Here is a 17,219-nt window from a genome sequence, read left to right on the forward strand (position 1 = left end):
ACCGGGCGCCTCAGTGGTCCGGGCTCCGGGGATAGGTGAAGACGAGCATCGTGACGCCCTCCTCCGACCTCCACGGGCCGTGCGGCATTCCCGGCGGACGGGAGGCGTAGCAGCCCTTCGCGAAGGTCTCCCCCAGCGTCAGGTCCCGCAGGCCGCCGTCGAGGAGATAGACCTCCTCCCAGAAATCGTGCACGGCGACGCCGGACGACGAGGTGTCGGTGCCGGGTGCCCACCGGACGATCGCGGTGCGGTGGCTGCCGTCCGCGTCCGCCGCGATCGTGCGTTCCCTGATCCCCGGGGCTGATCCGGCGGGCACCTCCCACGGACCGGACGGCAGGTGGAATTCCCGCTCCGGCTTGCTCATGGACGCCCCAGTTTCCTGTTGGCCAGCACGGACACCTTCCGTCGTACCGAGGCGACCTCCTCGATGTCGATGTCGGCCGTCAGCAGGCCTGGTTCCGGCCCCAGTCGCTCGCGCACGGTTCCGTCGGGACCGACGACGGCGCTGTGGCCGATCCCGGTGGGCGCCGTCGTGGGGCGGGTGCCGTCGGTCGCCGGAGCGGCTTGATCGACGGCGGCCAGCCATACGGTGGCGTCGAGCGCCCTCGCCCGGATGAGCAGGTCCCACTGGTCGCGTTTGCCCGGTCCCGCGCCCCACGACGCGGGCAGCAGCGACAGGACGGCACCGGCGTCCGCGTGCGCGCGGAAGAGTTCGGGGAAGCGGACGTCGTAGCAGGTGGCGAGGCCGACACGGATGCCGTCGACCTCCATGGTGACCACCTGTGCCCCGGGTGCGACCGTGTCGGATTCGGCGAAACCGAAGGCGTCGTAGAGATGGATCTTGTCGTAGGACGCCTCGACCCCCGGGCCGGTCGCCAGAAGCGTGTTGGCCACGCGTCCGTCCTGCGCCGGGGTGAACATGCCGGCCACCACGACGAGATCCGCTTCCCTGGCGATACGCCGGACCTCGGTGGCCCAGGGGCCGTCCAGCGGCTCGGCGAGCGGGCCGAGCGGGGTACCGAACCGGGCCATCGTGGCCTCGGGCAGCACGACGAGACGGGCGCCCGCCTCGGCGGCGCGCAGGGCCTGTTCCCGTACGGTGGCGAGGTTGCGGCCCGGGTCGGGGCCGGCGGTGATCTGACTCAGTGCGATGCGCATGGTTCCTTCTTCGGGGACGGGCCTTCGGGGTTGCCTTCAGGGCGGTCTCTCCGGCACAGGCTTTCAGCAAGACGCCGGTGGCCGGACCGCGGGCCGCAGGTCTCGGGCCGCATCATGGGGGTATGCCCGAAGGAGACACCGTCTGGCAAGCCGCCCGGCGCCTGCGCGTGGCCCTGGCCGGACATGCGCTCGTACGGTCGGACCTGCGCGTCCCGAAGCTCGCCACGACGGATCTGAGCGGCCGTACCGTCCTCGATGTCGCGCCGCGCGGCAAGCACCTGCTCATGCGGGTCGAGGGCGGGCTGACCCTGCATTCCCATCTGCGCATGGACGGGGCGTGGAAGGTGTACGCGGCCGGTGAGCGGTGGCGCGGCGGGCCCGGCCATCAGATCCGGGCCGTCCTGGAGACCGGCGAGCGCAGCGCCGTCGGCTACCGGCTTCCCGTTCTGGAGCTGCTGCGCACCGCCGGGGAGGAGGCGGTGGTGGGGCATCTGGGTCCCGACCTGCTGGGGCCGGACTGGGATCCGGACGAGGCGGTACGCCGGCTCACCCGCGATCCGGACCGGCCGCTGGGCTCGGCTCTGCTCGATCAGCGCAATCTCGCCGGCGTCGGCAACGTCTTCATGACGGAGCTCTGTTTCCTCGCCCGGGCCACACCGTGGACGCCGGTGAGCGGTGTTCGGTCGCCCGAGCGCCTGGTCGGCGCGGCGAAGCGTCTGCTGGAGGCCAACCGGGAGCGGCCCGAACGCACGACGACGAGCGCCGCGGTCCGGGCGCGCTCCCGCGATCGCCTCTATGTGTACGGCCGGGCCGGCCGCCCCTGTCCGGTCTGCGGGGCGGTCGTCCAGGTCGCGGAGGAGACGCACGGCCAGGTCGGCCGTGCGCGTCCCACGTACTGGTGTCCTCGCTGCCAGCGGGGCCCCGCCCCCGGCCGGTCCTGATGGGGCCCGGCCTGACCGGGGCCGGTCCCGGTCCCGGTCAGGCGAACGGCGTCAGGAAGTCCTTCGGCTTCAGGGCGCGGTTCACGATGCGGGTGTCACCGATCCAGCCGTAGAAGCCCTGTCCGAACTTCTCGGCGGACTGGGTACCGCCGATGACGAAGGGCTTGCCGACGGTGGCGATGCCGTTCGACCTCCGCGTGGGGTTACGGGCGATCTTCGAGCCGTCGACGTACATCACCGTGTGCTCACCGTCGTTGACGAGGGCGATGTGCATCCAGCGGCCGACCGGGACGGCGTGGCTCCACGACGTGGGGTCGGTGTCGTCGATGTACGGGTAGGCGATGAACTGCAGGAACCGCTCCGGGGAGAGGTTGAGGCTGCAGCTGGGGTCGTCCTGCGACCAGCCGGTGGTCTTGCCGGCGTCGCCGTTGCGTCCCTCCCAGCTGAGGATGCCCATCCAGTCGTGGTTGCCCTCGAAGGGCTCCGGAAGCTTGACGAAGGTCTCGATGGTGTAGCCCGAGGTGAACTTCTCGTTGTTGAGCGGAGCCTTGGGGCCGGTGGTGAGGACCGCGCCGCGGTCGGGGGACTTCCCGCCGTCGAAGAGCAGGCTCGCGTGGGCCGGCTGGCCCGCGTGGTGGTCCTTCGACCAGGTGAGGGCCTCGGCGGCGCTGCTGTGCAGGCGGCTGACCGTCAGGTCGTTGCCGTTGCCGGTCAGGTCGCGGGCGACCTTCCCGTCCTTGACGGGCTTGCCGGCCTTCGGCGCGTCGGGCAGGCCGGAGGAGTCGAAGCGCCAGTACGCGAGGGTGCCGCGCGGCATGACGGCGCCGGCCGGGCGCGGGTCCTGCTCCTTGACCGGGGCGAAGCCGGCGAACCGCTCGTCGAAGTCGATATCCAGGCTGAACCGGTCGACGTCGCCGGTCAGTTCGATGGTCTCGGCCTCCAGCGGTGTCCGCTTCTTCGGGTCGCGGGCGAGGAACCACGGCGAGAAGGTCTCGACGTCGATGACATCGCGGGCGAGGTCGAAGTTGTAGAGGCGGATCATGCCGGCGCCGCCGTAGTAGCGGTCCTGGTAGTTGGTGATGTGGACGTGGACGTCGTGGCCCGCGTCGTTCTTGAGGACCGTGCGGCCGGGGGGCCAGTAGTGTCCGCCCATGGTGAGGAAGATCTGGTCGTTGGAGCGGATGAGCTGGTCCCAGATCCGCCGGCCGTTGTCCGACAGCTGCGCGACTCCGTCGTCCTCGGCCCAGGCGATGTCATGGGTGGTGAGGATGGCGGGCAGCTTCTTGTGCTTCTTGAGCACGGACTGCGCCCACTTCACGCCCTTGTCGGAGATCCGCCAGTCGAGGGCGAGGATCAGCCACTCGCGGCCGCCGGCGTACAGCACGTGATAGCTGTTGTAGCCGTCCGGGGAGGAGCCGCCAAAGGTCGGCATGGGCTGGTAGCGCTGCGGGCCGAACGCCTTGAGATACGCGGAGTCGCCGCGCTGGTCGTCCCCGCCGTTGATGTCGTGGTTGCCGGCGAGGACGCTGTACGGCACCTTGCCGTCGAGGGTCGTGAACGTGTCGGCGGCCAGGTTGATCTCGTCCTTGGTGCCGTGCTCCGTGACGTCGCCCAGGTGCGTCATGAACGCGATGTTGGCCGAGCCCCGTTCGGATACGAGGTAGCGGAACGTCTCGCGCAGCGGCTCGGGGTCGGAGCTGTCGGCGTCGAAGAGGTACTGGGTGTCCGGGAGGACGGCCACGGCGAACCGGGGGGTGTCGGTGTTGAACTTGCCCCCGGCCGCCGTCGCGGTCGCCGCCTGCGCGGGCGCGGCGCCGAGCACCGTCGCCGCCGCGCCCGCGGCCGGCACGGCGAGCGCCGCGGTGAGCAGCGCTCGTCTGTCGACCTTCTTCTGGTTGCCTGCCGTACTCATGGTGCACTCCGTTGCTGGACGCTTCGTCAGCAAGCAGTCTGCTGAGCCGCTATGGCCGTCCGATGGCGGACATCTGAACGGCAACGGCCGTCCTTCGTACGAATGAGCAGGTCAGGCGGGTGTGACCGGCCGGGTCAGCGGCCGTTGGCGGGCGCCTGCGGGGCGGCCTTGGTGGTGAGTGCGACATCGAAGACGTGCATGATGCCGCGGTCGCTGCCCTGCGGCAGCACGACGGCCGCGACCCGCTTGGCCGGGTCGAGGGCCTGGGGCGCGGTCGCGAACACCTTCGCCTGGGTGGCGTCGGAGGTGCCGTTCGCGTTGTTGCGGCCGCCCGTGGTCACCAGCGGTGTGTTGCCGAACTGGTAGGTGGTGCCGGGGGTCCAGTCGGTGAGCTGGACGGCCACCTCCTGGCTGGTCCCGTCGGCGTACTCGACGGTCGCCGTGCCCTGGGACGGACCGTTGGTGGCGAGGCCGAGGAAGGAGATGCCGGTCGCCCTGACGCCGTCCATCTCGATGCGCTGGCCGTGCGGGATCCAGTTGTCGGGCTGTCCCGGCTCGGTGGCCGGCCAGCGGAACTCGACGCCGGTGTCGCCGAGCGGCAGACGCGCGCCGGGAGCGGCGCCCGCCTGCGCGAGCTGCTCGCGGGAGAGCGAGTTGTCGCTCAGGTCGAGGGAGCCGAGGTTGCCCTGTCCGGCGGGGGTGGTGCCGGTGTTGTTACGGCTGTCGCCTCCGTCGGTGTACGACGGCGGTACGTCGCCGGCGCCGGTGCCCCAGGTGCCGGGCTTGGCGGCCATGGTGAAATCGAGCGTGCCGCCCTTGCGGGCGAAGTCCTCGCCGACCCAGGAGCGGGTGGTCTCCTTGCGGTCGACCTTGAGGCTCTTGACGTACTTCTTCTTGCCGGCGACGCCGTCCGCCTTGATGGTGATGACGCGGTCGCCGCCGGCGCTCTTGACCTTGATGTGCTCGAACATCGGCGTGCCGATGACGAGGTTCGCGGTGCCGTAGACCGACGGGTAGATACCGAGGTTGGCCCAGACGTACCAGGAGCTGAGCGAGCCGAGGTCGTCGTTGCCGGGCAGGCCGGTCGGGGTGGTGCCGTACATCTCGCCGACCGCGCGGCGGAGCACGTCGGCGGTCTTGTCGGGCCGGCCGAGCCAGTTGTACACGTACGGCATGGAGAAGCTGGGCTGGTTGCTCAGGTAGGCGCCGCCGACGTTGTACACACCCTCGTCGAGCTTCTGGGTGTGCGCGTCGAGGTCCTTCATGGCGGCGTCGGTGCCGCCGCGCTTCTCGATCAGGGTGCCGACGTTCTGCGGGACGAGCCAGCCGTACTGGATGCCGGTGGCCTGGTCGAACTGGTCGCCGCGCTCGGCGAGGTTGAAGTTCCGGTCGAAGCCGTTCCGCTCGCGGGGACGGATCTGGCGGGTCTGGTCGTCGAAGACGTTCTGCCAGTTCTGCGCGCGGGTCATGAACTGCTGGTACGACTTCTTGTCGCCGAGGCGCTGGGCGAGCTGGGCGATACCGAAGTCGTCGATGGAGTATTCGAGGGTCGTCGACGTGGCGACGTTGCCCTTGCGGTTCTCGATGAAGCCGGCTCCGGCGAACTGGTAGCCGTTGGCGCGCAGCGAGCCCTTCGCGGGCAGCGACTGGGTGGAGACCATGGAGGCGAGGGCCGCCTCACGGTCGTAGTCGGTGCTGCCGAACGCGTCGATCGAGGAGAGCACCGACTGCAGGGAGTCGCCGCTCATCTTCTGGGTGGCCTGGTTGAGGTGCGGCCAGTTCGCCCAGGTGCCGGTCTGCGTCACCATGTCCACGATGGACTGGTTGATGTCGTCGCCGACCTTCGGGAAGAGCAGCGCGACGAGCTGCGACTGGCTGCGGTAGGTGTCCCAGCCGGCGTAGGTGACGTAGAAGTGCCGGCCGGGGGCGACCTTGCGGACCTTGCCGTCGTAGCCGGTGTACTCGCCGTTGACGTCGTCGAAGACGTTGGGGTTCAGCATCGAGTGGTAGAGCGCGGTAAAGAACTTCACGCGCTCGGCCTTGGTGCCGCCGTCGGCCTGGACGGTGTTCAGGGCCTTGCGCCAGGTGCGCGCGGCGCCGTCCCGTACCTTGTCGAAGTCGTGCTTGCCGACCTCGGTGGCGGCGTTCCGGGCGGCGTTGGCGATGCTGACGTAGCTCATGCCGGTCTTCGCGGTGACCTTGGCGCCCTGGTCGAAGACCAGGTAGGCGCCGGCGCCGTGCTTGGCCTCGCCGGCCTGGGCGGTGCCGGAGCCGGCGGTGACGGTGTCGCCCGTCCAGGTGCCGAACTTCCGGATGGGCTGGTCGAAGGTGGCGGAGAAGTAGGCGCGGTAGCGGCCGCCGACCTCGCACACGGTGGCGCTGTCGACCCAGCCGCTGACCGTGTTGCCCTCGACGCGGACCTCGCTGCCGTAGACGCGGTTGTTGGAGCCCGCGACGTCGAAGATCAGCGTGGAGTTGGTCCGGGCGGGGAAGTCGTAGCGGCTGACGGCCGTACGGGTCGTGGCGGTCAGCTCGGTCCTGACACCGTTCGCCGGCTTGACGGAGTAGTAGCCGGGCTCGGCCTTCTCGGCCTTGTGGTCGAAGGGGAGGTAGTAGTCGGTGATGGCGCCGGCCGGGCTCTTGGGCAGGGCGTAGCCGGGCAGTTCACCGGTGTACGGCAGGACCGGGAAGTCGAAGGCGCTGAAGCGGCCCTCGCAGCCGGTGCCGGAGAGCCGGGTCATGCCGAAGCCGCGGAGCTTGTCGGCGGTGTACTCGTACCCGCCCTTCTGGTCGCCGTCGCTCGTCCGGTAGGTGGTGGGGCTGGGCTGCACCATGCCGAACGGCACGGTCGCGCCGGGCCAGGTGTTGCCGTAGGCGCTGTTGCCCTTGTTCTGGGTGGTGTCGAGCTGCGTACCGATGAACTGGTCGACGGCGTCGAACGCGTCGATCGTGCTTCCCTGAGCCGCCGCCGCGGTGGGCACCAGACTCCCGAGGAGCGCGCCCAGGGCCAGCGCCCCCGCCACCAGGCGGCGGCGTCCTCCGAGGGGCGGTGATGAGCGGGACAACTTACCTGAAACTACTTCCCACATGACGTGAGATCCTTCCAAAAGCCTTGCTGAGCTGCGCGTTTGAAAAGCGGCGCACGTGCGGCCGCAACGCTGCATACCTGAGGAGGCGGCCAGAGGACCCCGGGGAGTCCGGTGGGTGAACCCGGCGCGAAGCCTGTCCTGTCCTGCGATCGCCGCGCCGCCCTGCATCCAGCCCCTACATCCAGCCGCGACGCGCTGCCTGCCAGGCCAGTTGCATCCGGGTGGTCGCGCCGGCGAGCGCCATCATGGCCTGGATGCGGCGCTGTACGGTGCGTCTGCTCAGCCCCATCTGACTGGCTATGGCCTTGTCGGCGACGCCCGCGACGAGAAGGGACAGGAGCCGGCGGTCCGTCGCGGAGAGGACATGGCCGCGGGCGGAGCCGTCCGTACCGGTGACCGTGCCCGACGCGCTGACGTTCAGCGGTACGGCGTCCTCCCAGTACCGCTCGAACAGCGCCACCAGTGCCTCCAGCAGGTTGCTGCCGCGAACCAGCGCGGCGGTGGGCTCCTCGAAGCTGCCGGCGGGGCCGCCGGGGACCAGCGGGCAGATGCCGATGGCTCGGTCGGCGACGGCGAGGCGCAGCGGAAGGTGCGGTACGGCCCGCGCCATCTCGCCCGCGCGCACGCCCTCCACGACGTTGTCGACGGCGCCGGAGTCGTCGAAGAACGCCTGCTCGTACAGGACGCGGTAGCGCACGCCCCGGGCGAGGGCGTCGTACTCGGCGCGGTTGCTTCCCGAGGGCATCGCCACGTACTGCGCTTTGCAGAACCAGAGCATCTCGTGCCGGGCGCTGTCCTGGATCTGCCGCAGGTGCTGGCGCAGTGCCTCGGCGCCGGTGATCACTTCGATGAGCTGGTCGGGATCCGTACGGCGCCTGGTGCTGCGGTAGGTCTCCAGCAGGTCGGTGACGGCGCTACGGGCCTGGTCGAGCGCGTCGGACTTGCGCTGCAGGCGGGGCAGCAGGGCCACGTCCGGAGGGGTGGCGGCAAAGGTGGGCGGCACCCGGTCGGTGGCACTGGCGAGCCCCTTGGCGGTGAGTGCCGCGAGTACCCTCTCGGCCTCCCCCGGCGTCAGACCGGAGTGTTCCGCGATCTCGTGCGCCGTCGCGTTGGATGTCATCACCAGGAAGCGGTAGACGCTTTCCTCGGTCGTGGTGAGGCCCGCTGCCTCGAGCATGGTGCTCCTCTCTCAGCGGGCCGTCCGGACTTCCCCGGGCCGGCCCGCGCCGCCGCGCCCACGCGCGGCCCGGCCGCCGACGCGGCCGGAGAGCCGTCGTACGAGAGCGTTCCGCCCGGGCCGTCGGCGTGCGGGGCGACGGTACGGGCACGGCGGTGGACCCGGGACACCAGGGGCCCGCCGGAGCGGGGCCACGATGGGCATTTGCACTATACGCCCTGGTCATGACGGGCCTTCGCGGTGCGGTACCCCGGTTCCCCGGTCCCGCTTCCCCGGGCGCCCAAGCCGTTGACCCACCGACCGGGTACGCCCGTCCACGGTCGGCCGGATGGGCCGGAAGGCGGTCGCCGCTTCCGGGATGTCACTGTCGCCATATCTCAACGGCGACGCCTGCGGAAGCTCGGCGCGCATGAGGGGTTGACGAAGGGTGACACCACGGGCAGTTTTGTCATGTCCACGTAAGGAAGCTTTCCTAACAGAGGATCCCCCCATGCGTCGTCGCCCCTTCGCCGCGCTCCTCGCCGGCGTGGTCGTCCCCCTCATCGCCGCCCTCCCCGCCGGCGCGAGTCCCCACCGGACCACCGTCGCACCGCGCGGCGCCCAGGAGGGCTCGGTGAGCGCCTCCGCCCTGCTCGCCAAGGTGACGGGCTGTTCGCAGATCTCGAACGGCAAGTACCGCACCGACGAGGAGACCTCCGCGACCGTACCGGTCTGCGACGCGAACGGCGCCGTCTTCTGGAAGGCCGACATGGACATCGACTGCGACGGACAGGTCACCCCGCAGTGCGGCTGGGACACGGACCCGTGGTTCCAGGACGACACCGCCTTCCACCAGTCCAACGGACAGCCGCTGAACTCGGCCGCTCTCCCCTATGTCGTGGTGCCCAGCTCCAGCGGCATCTGGAACTACGCCTCGGCCGGCATCAAGGGCGGGGGTGTGGTGGCGATCGTCTACAACAACCAGGTCGAGTACGCGGTCGTCGGCGACACCGGACCGGACGAGATCATCGGCGAGGCCTCGTACAGCGCGGCCGCGGGGCTCGGAATCGACCCCGACCCGGAGTACGGAGGCGCCGAATCGGGCGTCACCTACATCCTGTTCAAGAATTCTCAGGCGAGTCCGATCGAGAGCCACGCGGACGCGGTGAGCCGGGGCGACGCCCTGGCCCAGCGGTTCCTCACGGAGAACTAAGCCGTGTCGGGTCTCACGGAGAATTAAGCCGTGTCGGGGAAGTAGCCCCGTCCGCCCGAAAGGCGGGTCACGCGGCATCCGGTGCGTGCGATCGCAAAGCGGAGAATCACCCTCGTACTGGACGTACTCGGGTGATTTCGACAACGCGGCGCATGGGCGGCCGACAGCGCACACGCCCGTACGCGTCTCCCGGCGGGCCCCGGCCGGGGGACGCGGCGGCGCGTCGGCCCCGTAGGCTCGGTCGTCCAGCGGGAGGACGGATGACCGGAACGAGTGCGCAGTGGACACGTACGGCACCAATTACGCCGTCAAGCGGCTGATGGTCACCCGCTGACACTCGCCGAGCCGCACCCCACCGAGCAGGCGCCCTTTTCAGCCTGCCGGCACTCGGCCGCCCCGTCCGCACGCCGGGCGGGGCGGCCGAGTGCCGGCCCGCCCCGCCTTTCTGCTTTTTCTGCCTTTTTCCTGCCCTCTTGCTGCCTTTCCCGCTCAGGCGCTCGGCATCCGGCCGGCCCGCACCGCTTCGACGAGCGCCGCGTGGTCGCGTTCGTTCTGGTCGGCGTAGGACTCGCCGAAGACCGGCAGCGCCCGGTCGAACGGGTCCCCGGCGCCGAGATAGCCGGCGATGGCGATGCGGTCGCCGGACCGGGCGTGGGCCCGGGCCAGGGTGGCGCCGCACAGCACGCCGAACCTGCGCAGGCTGTCCGGGACCATTCCCTCGGGTTCGACGATGCCCTTCCAGTCGTGCAACTGGCGTACGTAGAAGTCCCGCTGCTGCCCGTCGATGCCGGTGGTGCGCTTCCAGCCGAGGAAGATGTCGCTGGTGGCCTGCATCAGACGCTGTCCGGCGACGACCCGCCGTCCCTGGTTCTTGTACTCGCTGCCGCCGGTGTACCGGGCGAGGACCGACACGTCGGCTTCTTTCGCCTGGAGCAGGAGCGGGTCGTTGCCGTCCCGGCCGAGCAGCAGGATGATCCAGCACCGGGTGCCGACGCTGCCGACCCCGACCACCTTGCGGGCCACGTCGGCCAGCCGGTACTGGGCGAGCAGCCCGCGCCGGTCCGATGCGAGTGAGTCGGCGTAGCCCGAGACCAGTTCGCGGATCGCACCTTCGAGCTGATCGCGCTCCAGGTCCGGCAGCAGATCGGCGAGCGGGGTGATCAGGGGCGGGTCGGGGGCGATCCGGTACTCACCGTCGGCGAAGTACGTCAGCTTCTCGAACGCCTTGATGTTGTCGCGGGAGCGGGCCTTGGCCAGCGCGCGGGTGAGGCGCTTGCGGCGGGCCTTGTCCATTCTGTTGGGCTCCATGGCCCGGAGCTCCTCGACGTCCTCGTGGGCGTACCAGACCTCCAGGTTCCCCATGCCCGCCAGCGTCCGCATGCGTTCGCGGTACGACCTGACCGTGGCCCGCACGATGTCCGCGCGCTCCTTGGTCGTGTAGCCGTTGGCCCGGCCGGCGATGACCAGACTCGTGGCCAGCCGCTTGACGTCCCACTCCCAGGGGCCGGGGTGGGTCTCGTCGAAGTCGTTGATGTCGAACATCAGATGGCGTTCGGGCGAGGCCAGCAGCCGGAAGTTCAGCAGGTGCGCGTCCCCGCAGAGCTGGGCGGTGAGGCCCGAATTCGGGGTGGCGGCCAGGTCCGCCGCCATGATGGCCGCCGCGCCCCGGTAGAAACGGAACGGCGATTCCCGCATGCGGCTGTAGCGGATGGGGACGAGTTCACTCACCCGGGTCGCCGACTGCTCTTCGATGAGGGCCAGCGGATCCGGCCGGTCGGGGGCCGGTTCGAAGGCGGCGTGCGCGGAGCGCGGCGTCGTCGCGCGGGCCGCCCTGCCTCGTTCGGCACGCTCCTGCGGGGTGAGGTGCTGTCCCGGTTCTCCGGTCACTCCGGCTCGGCCTGTCATGCGCGCTCCGCTCGGCTCCGGGCAGCGCCGCGCGCACCGGTCCCGGTGACGTGGCTGCTCATGGGGCGGTTCTCGTACATGAGGCGGTCCTCCTGCCAGGGTTTCCCGCACGGATGCCCGGGCGTCCCGTTTGCCCGGTTCGCCGGCCCGGTCGCTCTCCCCCTCACGGAAACACGTCTTCGCCCGCCGCGCATCCCGCGTGCGGGCGGAGCGCCGGGGCCGCGTGTGCGCGACGGCCGTGCGGCCCGGCGCGTGAGCCCGTACGCGGGGGCGGGCCGGGGGGCGGCGACGCGTGCCACGGTCGCGGTCAGGTCTCCCGGCCCGTCCGCCCGACGTACCGGCGGGACCCGCCGCGTCACCCGCCCCGGCCCCGGACCAGCCCGGACCAGCTCCGGACCGCTTCACCCGGCGGTGGGGTGATCCGCGCTGTCGTCCTGCGGCATGGGCCGCTCCGTACCGCGACCGGTGAGCCATGCCCGCATGTCGCCCGACCACCGCAGTGGCTTGCCGTTGGCGCCCATCGCTCCGGCCAGCCATGCCTCGTTCGCGTACTCGCCGAGGCCCAGGCCCGCCGTGATGTCGCTGCCGAAGACAGCGTCGGTGTGACCGCTGACCCAGGCGACCGGCTCGGCGAGGCCCAGGGCCGCGATCTCCCCGGCGAGGGCCCGCCGTTCGTCCCGCGTGAGCCGGGTCCATTCCCTGAGGACATCGCCGAACTGCGACAGGCTCAGCCCCTTGGCGCGTGCGAAGCGATCCAGCCAGCCCTCGCGGAACAGATGCAGGCAGGTGAAGAGGAAGGAGTCGCCGGCCGACAGCGCGGGCACGCTTTCGCCGTCGCGGCGTTCGACCGTCCGGGTCCGGGACATCACCGTGTCCATCGGCACCTGCCACGGGCTTCCGTGCCATGTCAGGCTGTTCGCGACATCGATCACCGTGTACGGCATCACCGGATCGGGCCCGATCCGGTTGAAATGGGGCAGGTGGTCGGGTGACAGCTGGTAGATGCGCAGATCGGTCCGTGAGCGGGGTACCAGGCGGGCGCTCTCCTCGTCCCAGACGCAGTCCGGGACATAGCCGATGGCCGGCAGCAGCTCCTGGACCGCGGACCGGTCCTGCGGAGCGATCATCAGGTCGATGTCATTGAACATGCGTACGGCGGAGCCGCCGTAGAGGAGCTCCTGAGCGATGACTCCCTTGGTCCAGGCGGCTGTCACCCCCGCCGATGCCAGCTCCCGGGACACCCGGGCCGCCTCCGCGGTGTAGACCTCGGTGCGGTGGCGGTTCGTGCGGAGGTACATGACGAGGCAGTACCGCAGCCGGGCCGGGATGACCGGCAACAGTCCGTGCCGGACGAGGAAATCGGCCAGCGCGGCGATCAGTCTGTGCCGCATGGCCTGTTCGACGAGCCGTCCGTGATCGAAGTCCTCGCGGGAGAGCAGGGCCACCCGCGCGTCGGGTTCGCCGTCCGGTCCCTGCAGTTCGGCGACCATCACCAGGACGGTCCAGACGTCCGGGTCCACTCCGGGCGCGAGCGGCCCCGTCGTGCTGCCCGGCGCGCTGCGGGGGACCCGGTCGGGTGCGGTGATCATGGGTTCCTCCTGGAAGAACGGTGTGGGGGATGCGGGAAGGGCGGAACCGGGGCGCGGCTCACAGCAGAGTGACCCCGCGGTCCATCAGTGCCAGCGCCCCGTTGGCGGTCCACAGCCGGTCGTTGGAGTAGTTCAGTGACGCCGACCGCAGGTCCCGGAAGGCGCGCTCCAGGGGCAGAGCCGAGTCGGCGCTGTAGCCCAGGGACAGCCCGGCCAGCTGCACCATGCGGTCCACGGCGGAGAACGTCAGCTCCGAGGCGGCGAGCTTGAGGGTGTTGAGATGGATACGGAGCGCCGCCCCGTCCATCGTCCGGCCGGCCGCGCGTACGGTGTCGACCTCCTCGCGCGTTCTGCCGAGATAGGCGCTGACCAGTTCCAGGTCCAGCCTGATCCGGGCGATGCGTTCGCGGACCAGGGGCGAGGACAGGTCGGTGCGGGGGTCCTTGCCCAGGTGCCGGATCAGGTCCGAGAAGGCTTTGCGCGCGGTCCCCAGCCAGCAGGCGCTCCACGCCAGGTGGCCGACCGGGACCATGCTGTCCGCCGCGATCTCCCGGAACCGGCCCGGCTGACCGATGAGGTGATCGCGCCGTACCGTGCCCTGGAGGTACAGGGGGGCGCTGTCGGTCGCCCGCATGCCCAGCGGATTCCACTCGCCCGTGTGCTCCACCCGCAGCTCCGCGCGGTCGGCGTAGACCAGGGAGACGGCGTGCTCGGCCGCGTCCTCGCCGGAGCGCATGGTGACGAGGAAACCCCCGGCGTGTGCTCCGCCCGTCACCACCGGGGCCGTTCTGCGCAGGACGAGGAAGTCGTCGGCGTCCGGGCCCTGCTCCGGGGATACGCCGAGCAGCGGCTCGGAGGCCGTCAGCAGCTGGCCTCCGCCGACGGAGCCGGTCGTCACCGAGGCGAGGTACACCTCGCCCCCGGCGACCCGGGGCAGGATCTCGGCCCGCAGGCAGGGGCTCGCGTGCCGGACCAGCACGTCGACCTGCTGGCAGTGCATCGCCCAGATCATCGCCGTCGACAGGCAGCCCCCGGCGAGCTGTTGGGCGGTGTCCACGAATCCGGCGAGATCGCCTCCCATGCCCCCGTACTCCGTCGGCACGAGATAGCCGAGATAGCCGGCGCGCCGCAGCGCGCCCATGCTCTCCACCGGGAACCGGGCCTCGCGGTCGACCTCGGCCGCGTGCCGGGCGAGTGTTTCGACCAGGTCGCGGAGGCCGTCGGCCGCGTGCTCGTCCCGGGGAGCGCTCCGCGCGTCGGGCACGCGTGCCTTCGGCACGGAAGATGTGTCAGGCATGCGCCTCGACCTCCATCGGCTGCAGTACCAACCGCCTCGCGGACACGAGGCGTTCACCGTCCACGACGATCTCGACGGGGGCGGGCCGGCTGAGGAAGCCGAGCAGGCTCGCCGTCAGGCCGTAGGCGCCGACATTCGGCACGGCGAGGAGCTGACCGGGCCGAGGTGCCTCCATCGCGGCAGCTCCGTTCAGCACGTCGAGCGGTGTGCAGAGCGGGCCGACGAGGCTCACCGGTCCGGCGCTCCGTGGCGTGCCGGGGCCGGACTCGTCCGTGCCTGTCGCGCGATCGCCCGGTCCGACCGGGTACGGCCGGGCGCCGGGCGTCATCAGACGGCCCAGTCCCGACATCCCTCCGAGCGCGTTGACGCCGGCGTCCAGTACGGCGAAGGTCCGGCCACCCGATTCCTTGACGTCGACGACCGTGGTCAGGAGGGTGCCGGCGGTCGCCGTCAGGTACCGGCCCGACTCGACGACGACCCGGGGCCTGCCGCGCCGCCATCCGGCGAAGTGGTCGTCGAGCGCCGTGGACAGCGCGGCGGCCAGCAGCGGATGGCGGACGAGGCCGCCGGGTCGGCCCGAGGGCGCGGAGAACCCGCCGCCGAGATCGAGCAGTTCCGGGGTGAAGCCCGTCTGTGCCACCACCCGCGCGGTGGTGGCCACCGCCTGCTCCAGTTCGAGTGCCAGGGCGTCGGGGTCGTTCACGTTGCTGGCCGAGAAGGTGTGGGTGCCGATCGGGCGGGTCCGGCCGGACGGCGCCAGCATGCGCGCCAGATCGTCCTCGGCCGTCACATCCGTGCCGAAGGCCGTCGGACGTCCCGTCATCCGCAGGGATCCCCGCTGACTGCCGCGCGGGCCGTTGAGTCTGACCAGGTACTCCGCGTCCGTACCGGTCTCGGCGCAGGCACGGGCGAGACGGTCCCGGTCCCCGAGGGATTCCACGGAGAACATCACCACCCCGGCCTCCAGCGCCGCGCGGGTCTCGGTCCGGGTCTTGCCCGGGCCCGTGTACAGGATCCGTTCGGCCGGGTGGCCCGCGGCCAGGGCGATGTCGAGTTCGCCCGTCGAGCTGACCTCCGCTCCCAGTCCGTGGGCGGCGAGCTCCCGGACCACCGCGGGGTGCGGATTGGCCTTGAGGGAGTACAGCCGCTCGGTTCCGGCGGGCAGGTCGTCGGCCAGGGCCGTGGCGGCGGTCCGCAGCGCGGCGAGGTCGTACACGTAGGCGGGGGTGCCGAATCGCCGGGCCAGCTCCCGCAGGTGCCCGTGGTCGTCCACCGCCGGCTCGGGTGTGCGGTTCCGCCTGGACCGCGTGCCGGTTGTCGGGGAACCCATCACGACACCCGGACCGAGGCGCGCAGGGCGGCCTTGTCGATCTTGCCGTTCGGGGTACGCGGCAGCGTGTCCCGAACGAGGCAGCGGTCCGGGACCTTGGCGGGCGCCAGCCGGTCGGCCAGCGCGCGCAGTACATCGCGCTCCGAGTGGCGGGTGACCGCCCATACGGTGAGCACCCCGTCCTCGTCGGGCGGGGTGGCCACGGCGGCCTCCACTCCGGGTATGTCCAGCATCGCGGTCTCCAGCTCCTGGGTGCTCAGACGCCAGCCACGGCGCTTGAAGATGTCGTCGGCGCGGCCGGTGAAGTACAGGCGTCCCGCCTCGTCCAGACGTCCGTGATCACCGGTGAACAGGGCGGGCCCGTCGCCGTCCGGCGCGGACCGGAACCTCCGGGCGCTCTCCTCCGGTGCGTTCCGGTAGCCGGACATGACGTGGGGGCCGGCGGAAACGATCTCGCCCACCTCCCCGGGCGGGAGCGGGACGCCGTCGCCGTCCACCACGAAGAGCCGGGTGCCGGGCAGCGCCCGTCCGACCGTCTCCGGGTGCGCCAGGTCTTCGTCCGGGCGGGCGACGGTGATCCGCTTGCACTCACTCATGCCGTACATGCAGACGAGTGAGGCGTCGGGGAAGGCCGACCGCAGGCGCCGCGCGTCGCCGCCCACCAGTGCCGCCCCGGTGTTGGTGATCAGGCGTACGCCGGTGGGGCGCCGGTCCCGGGCCGCCAGTCGTGCCAGCAGGCCGGCCAGGGTGGGCACCACCGGCAGGACCGTGGCTCCGGATTCCCTGATCAGCGCCAGTTCCTGAGCGGACGTCTCCGCGGCCGGCAGGACGAGTTCCGCGCCCGCGAAGGCGCACAGGAAGATCTGGTAGAGGCCGTAGTCGAAGGAGAGCGGCAGCCTGCTCCACACGATGTCCCCGGACCGGTACCGCAGCCTCGCCGCGATGGAACGCACCGCGAACACGACGGCCCGGTGCGGGCAGATGATGCCCTTGGGGCGCCCGGTGGAACCGGAGGTGTAGAGGAGGATCGCGGTTTCGCGCGGGACCGGCGCTCCGGCGCCGGAGGGATCAGGGCGCCCCGCACCGGGCCCGGCCGTACTCGACGGCACGGGGGCGGCGTCCAGCAGCGCCGAGGGGGTCACGACGGGGACACCGGCGGCCGCAGCCGCCCCGCGGATCTCCTCGCGGTCGGTCACCACGAGCGCGGGTCGCGCGTCGGTGAGCAGCCAGTCCACCTCGAACCCGCTGGCGGAACCGCTCGCGGGGACCACCGTGGCACCGGCACGCAGCGCTCCGAAAAGCACCGCGACGAAGGCGCGGCCGGCGGGCAGCACCATCAGCACCCTCGCCCCCGGGACCAGTCCGTGGCCGGTCAGCGCGCGTGCGACGCGGTGACCGGCGTCGGACAGCTCGCTCCAGTTCCACCGGCCGCTCGCGTCGCGTACGGCGGGCCGCGAGCCGTACCGGCGTACGGCCCGGTCCAGCAGCGAGACCACGTCGGCGGGCGGGCCCGATCCGGCGTCCGGGGCCTTCGCGGGCGCGTCGTGGCTCCGGTCGGTGCGCGGCTCCGCGTCGCTCATCCGGTCTCCGTCGTCGGCCGGGCCGTGCCCAGCGGTGAGAACGCGCGTC

The 17,219-nt window shown here is 71.4% G+C and carries 12 protein-coding genes; 2 read left to right on the plus strand and 10 right to left on the minus strand.

Annotated features, from left to right (window positions below; translation table 11 throughout):
* Nucleotides 1–10: 10 nt before the first annotated feature.
* Complete coding sequence (locus ACIBAE_RS25330; protein ID WP_399289611.1) at nt 11–364, minus strand: cupin domain-containing protein; 354 nt, start codon at nt 362–364, stop codon at nt 11–13.
* Nucleotides 361–1,158 (minus strand): carbon-nitrogen hydrolase family protein, encoded by a 798-nt coding sequence (locus tag ACIBAE_RS25335; RefSeq protein WP_399289613.1) that lies wholly within the window; start codon nt 1,156–1,158, stop codon nt 361–363. Before ACIBAE_RS25335 ends, ACIBAE_RS25330 begins: the two co-directional genes overlap by 4 nt.
* A gap of 122 nt (nt 1,159–1,280) precedes the next feature.
* On the opposite strand from ACIBAE_RS25335, the gene ACIBAE_RS25340 reads away from it, so the two are divergent.
* Complete coding sequence (locus ACIBAE_RS25340; protein ID WP_399289615.1) at nt 1,281–2,099, plus strand: DNA-formamidopyrimidine glycosylase family protein; 819 nt, start codon at nt 1,281–1,283, stop codon at nt 2,097–2,099.
* A gap of 37 nt (nt 2,100–2,136) precedes the next feature.
* Here ACIBAE_RS25340 and ACIBAE_RS25345 read toward each other — a convergent pair whose 3' ends face one another.
* From ACIBAE_RS25345 to ACIBAE_RS25355, 3 genes are all read right to left on the minus strand, one after another.
* The gene (locus ACIBAE_RS25345; protein ID WP_399289617.1) at nt 2,137–4,011 is read right to left on the minus strand and encodes a LamG-like jellyroll fold domain-containing protein; all 1,875 of its coding nucleotides are present in this window, start codon (nt 4,009–4,011) and stop codon (nt 2,137–2,139) included.
* A 134-nt stretch (nt 4,012–4,145) separates the two neighbouring features.
* Nucleotides 4,146–7,100: a GH92 family glycosyl hydrolase gene (locus ACIBAE_RS25350; RefSeq protein ID WP_399289619.1), complete on the minus strand. Its 2,955-nt coding sequence runs from the start codon at nt 7,098–7,100 to the stop codon at nt 4,146–4,148.
* A gap of 175 nt (nt 7,101–7,275) precedes the next feature.
* Nucleotides 7,276–8,277 (minus strand): helix-turn-helix domain-containing protein, encoded by a 1,002-nt coding sequence (locus ACIBAE_RS25355; protein WP_399289621.1) that lies wholly within the window; start codon nt 8,275–8,277, stop codon nt 7,276–7,278.
* Between the two features lie 490 nt (nt 8,278–8,767).
* Here ACIBAE_RS25355 and ACIBAE_RS25360 point away from each other — a divergent pair, with 490 nt between their 5' ends.
* Entirely contained in the window at nt 8,768–9,469 is a 702-nt protein-coding gene (locus tag ACIBAE_RS25360) for a glycoside hydrolase family 75 protein (RefSeq protein ID WP_399289623.1), read from the plus strand.
* 489 nt (nt 9,470–9,958) lie between these two features.
* On the opposite strand, the gene ACIBAE_RS25365 is transcribed toward ACIBAE_RS25360, so the two are convergent.
* The 5 genes from ACIBAE_RS25365 to ACIBAE_RS25385 form a co-directional block, all read right to left on the minus strand.
* Nucleotides 9,959–11,374: a DUF2252 domain-containing protein gene (locus tag ACIBAE_RS25365; protein WP_399289625.1), complete on the minus strand. Its 1,416-nt coding sequence runs from the start codon at nt 11,372–11,374 to the stop codon at nt 9,959–9,961.
* 401 nt (nt 11,375–11,775) lie between these two features.
* Nucleotides 11,776–12,963 carry a nucleotidyltransferase family protein gene (locus ACIBAE_RS25370; RefSeq protein ID WP_399289627.1) on the minus strand — a complete coding sequence of 396 codons (1,188 nt, stop codon included), beginning with the start codon at nt 12,961–12,963 and terminating at the stop codon, nt 11,776–11,778.
* A 58-nt stretch (nt 12,964–13,021) separates the two neighbouring features.
* Nucleotides 13,022–14,260, minus strand: coding sequence for an acyl-CoA dehydrogenase family protein (locus tag ACIBAE_RS25375; RefSeq protein WP_399289629.1), 1,239 nt, complete (start codon nt 14,258–14,260; stop codon nt 13,022–13,024).
* Nucleotides 14,253–15,590: a type III PLP-dependent enzyme gene (locus ACIBAE_RS25380; RefSeq protein WP_399289631.1), complete on the minus strand. Its 1,338-nt coding sequence runs from the start codon at nt 15,588–15,590 to the stop codon at nt 14,253–14,255. The genes ACIBAE_RS25375 and ACIBAE_RS25380 overlap by 8 nt, the downstream gene beginning before the upstream one ends.
* Nucleotides 15,590–17,170, minus strand: coding sequence for a class I adenylate-forming enzyme family protein (locus tag ACIBAE_RS25385; protein WP_399289633.1), 1,581 nt, complete (start codon nt 17,168–17,170; stop codon nt 15,590–15,592). Before ACIBAE_RS25385 ends, ACIBAE_RS25380 begins: the two co-directional genes overlap by 1 nt.
* Between the last annotated feature and the right edge of the window lie 49 nt (nt 17,171–17,219).

The organism is Streptomyces sp. NPDC051569 (assembly GCF_044454085.1).
In the GTDB taxonomy this organism is placed as follows: domain Bacteria; phylum Actinomycetota; class Actinomycetes; order Streptomycetales; family Streptomycetaceae; genus Streptomyces.

What these genes read in the sequence shown, in the direction of transcription:
- ACIBAE_RS25380 (WP_399289631.1), bottom strand. Translation starts at nt 15,590, where the DNA reads ATGGGTTCCCCGACAACCGGCACGCGGTCCAGGCGGAACCGCACACCC.
- ACIBAE_RS25355 (WP_399289621.1), bottom strand. Translation starts at nt 8,277, where the DNA reads ATGCTCGAGGCAGCGGGCCTCACCACGACCGAGGAAAGCGTCTACCGC.
- ACIBAE_RS25340 (WP_399289615.1), top strand. Translation starts at nt 1,281, where the DNA reads ATGCCCGAAGGAGACACCGTCTGGCAAGCCGCCCGGCGCCTGCGCGTG.
- ACIBAE_RS25345 (WP_399289617.1), bottom strand. Translation starts at nt 4,011, where the DNA reads ATGAGTACGGCAGGCAACCAGAAGAAGGTCGACAGACGAGCGCTGCTC.
- ACIBAE_RS25375 (WP_399289629.1), bottom strand. Translation starts at nt 14,260, where the DNA reads ATGCCTGACACATCTTCCGTGCCGAAGGCACGCGTGCCCGACGCGCGG.
- ACIBAE_RS25335 (WP_399289613.1), bottom strand. Translation starts at nt 1,158, where the DNA reads ATGCGCATCGCACTGAGTCAGATCACCGCCGGCCCCGACCCGGGCCGC.
- ACIBAE_RS25385 (WP_399289633.1), bottom strand. Translation starts at nt 17,170, where the DNA reads ATGAGCGACGCGGAGCCGCGCACCGACCGGAGCCACGACGCGCCCGCG.
- ACIBAE_RS25370 (WP_399289627.1), bottom strand. Translation starts at nt 12,963, where the DNA reads ATGATCACCGCACCCGACCGGGTCCCCCGCAGCGCGCCGGGCAGCACG.
- ACIBAE_RS25360 (WP_399289623.1), top strand. Translation starts at nt 8,768, where the DNA reads ATGCGTCGTCGCCCCTTCGCCGCGCTCCTCGCCGGCGTGGTCGTCCCC.
- ACIBAE_RS25365 (WP_399289625.1), bottom strand. Translation starts at nt 11,374, where the DNA reads ATGACAGGCCGAGCCGGAGTGACCGGAGAACCGGGACAGCACCTCACC.
- ACIBAE_RS25330 (WP_399289611.1), bottom strand. Translation starts at nt 364, where the DNA reads ATGAGCAAGCCGGAGCGGGAATTCCACCTGCCGTCCGGTCCGTGGGAG.
- ACIBAE_RS25350 (WP_399289619.1), bottom strand. Translation starts at nt 7,100, where the DNA reads ATGTGGGAAGTAGTTTCAGGTAAGTTGTCCCGCTCATCACCGCCCCTC.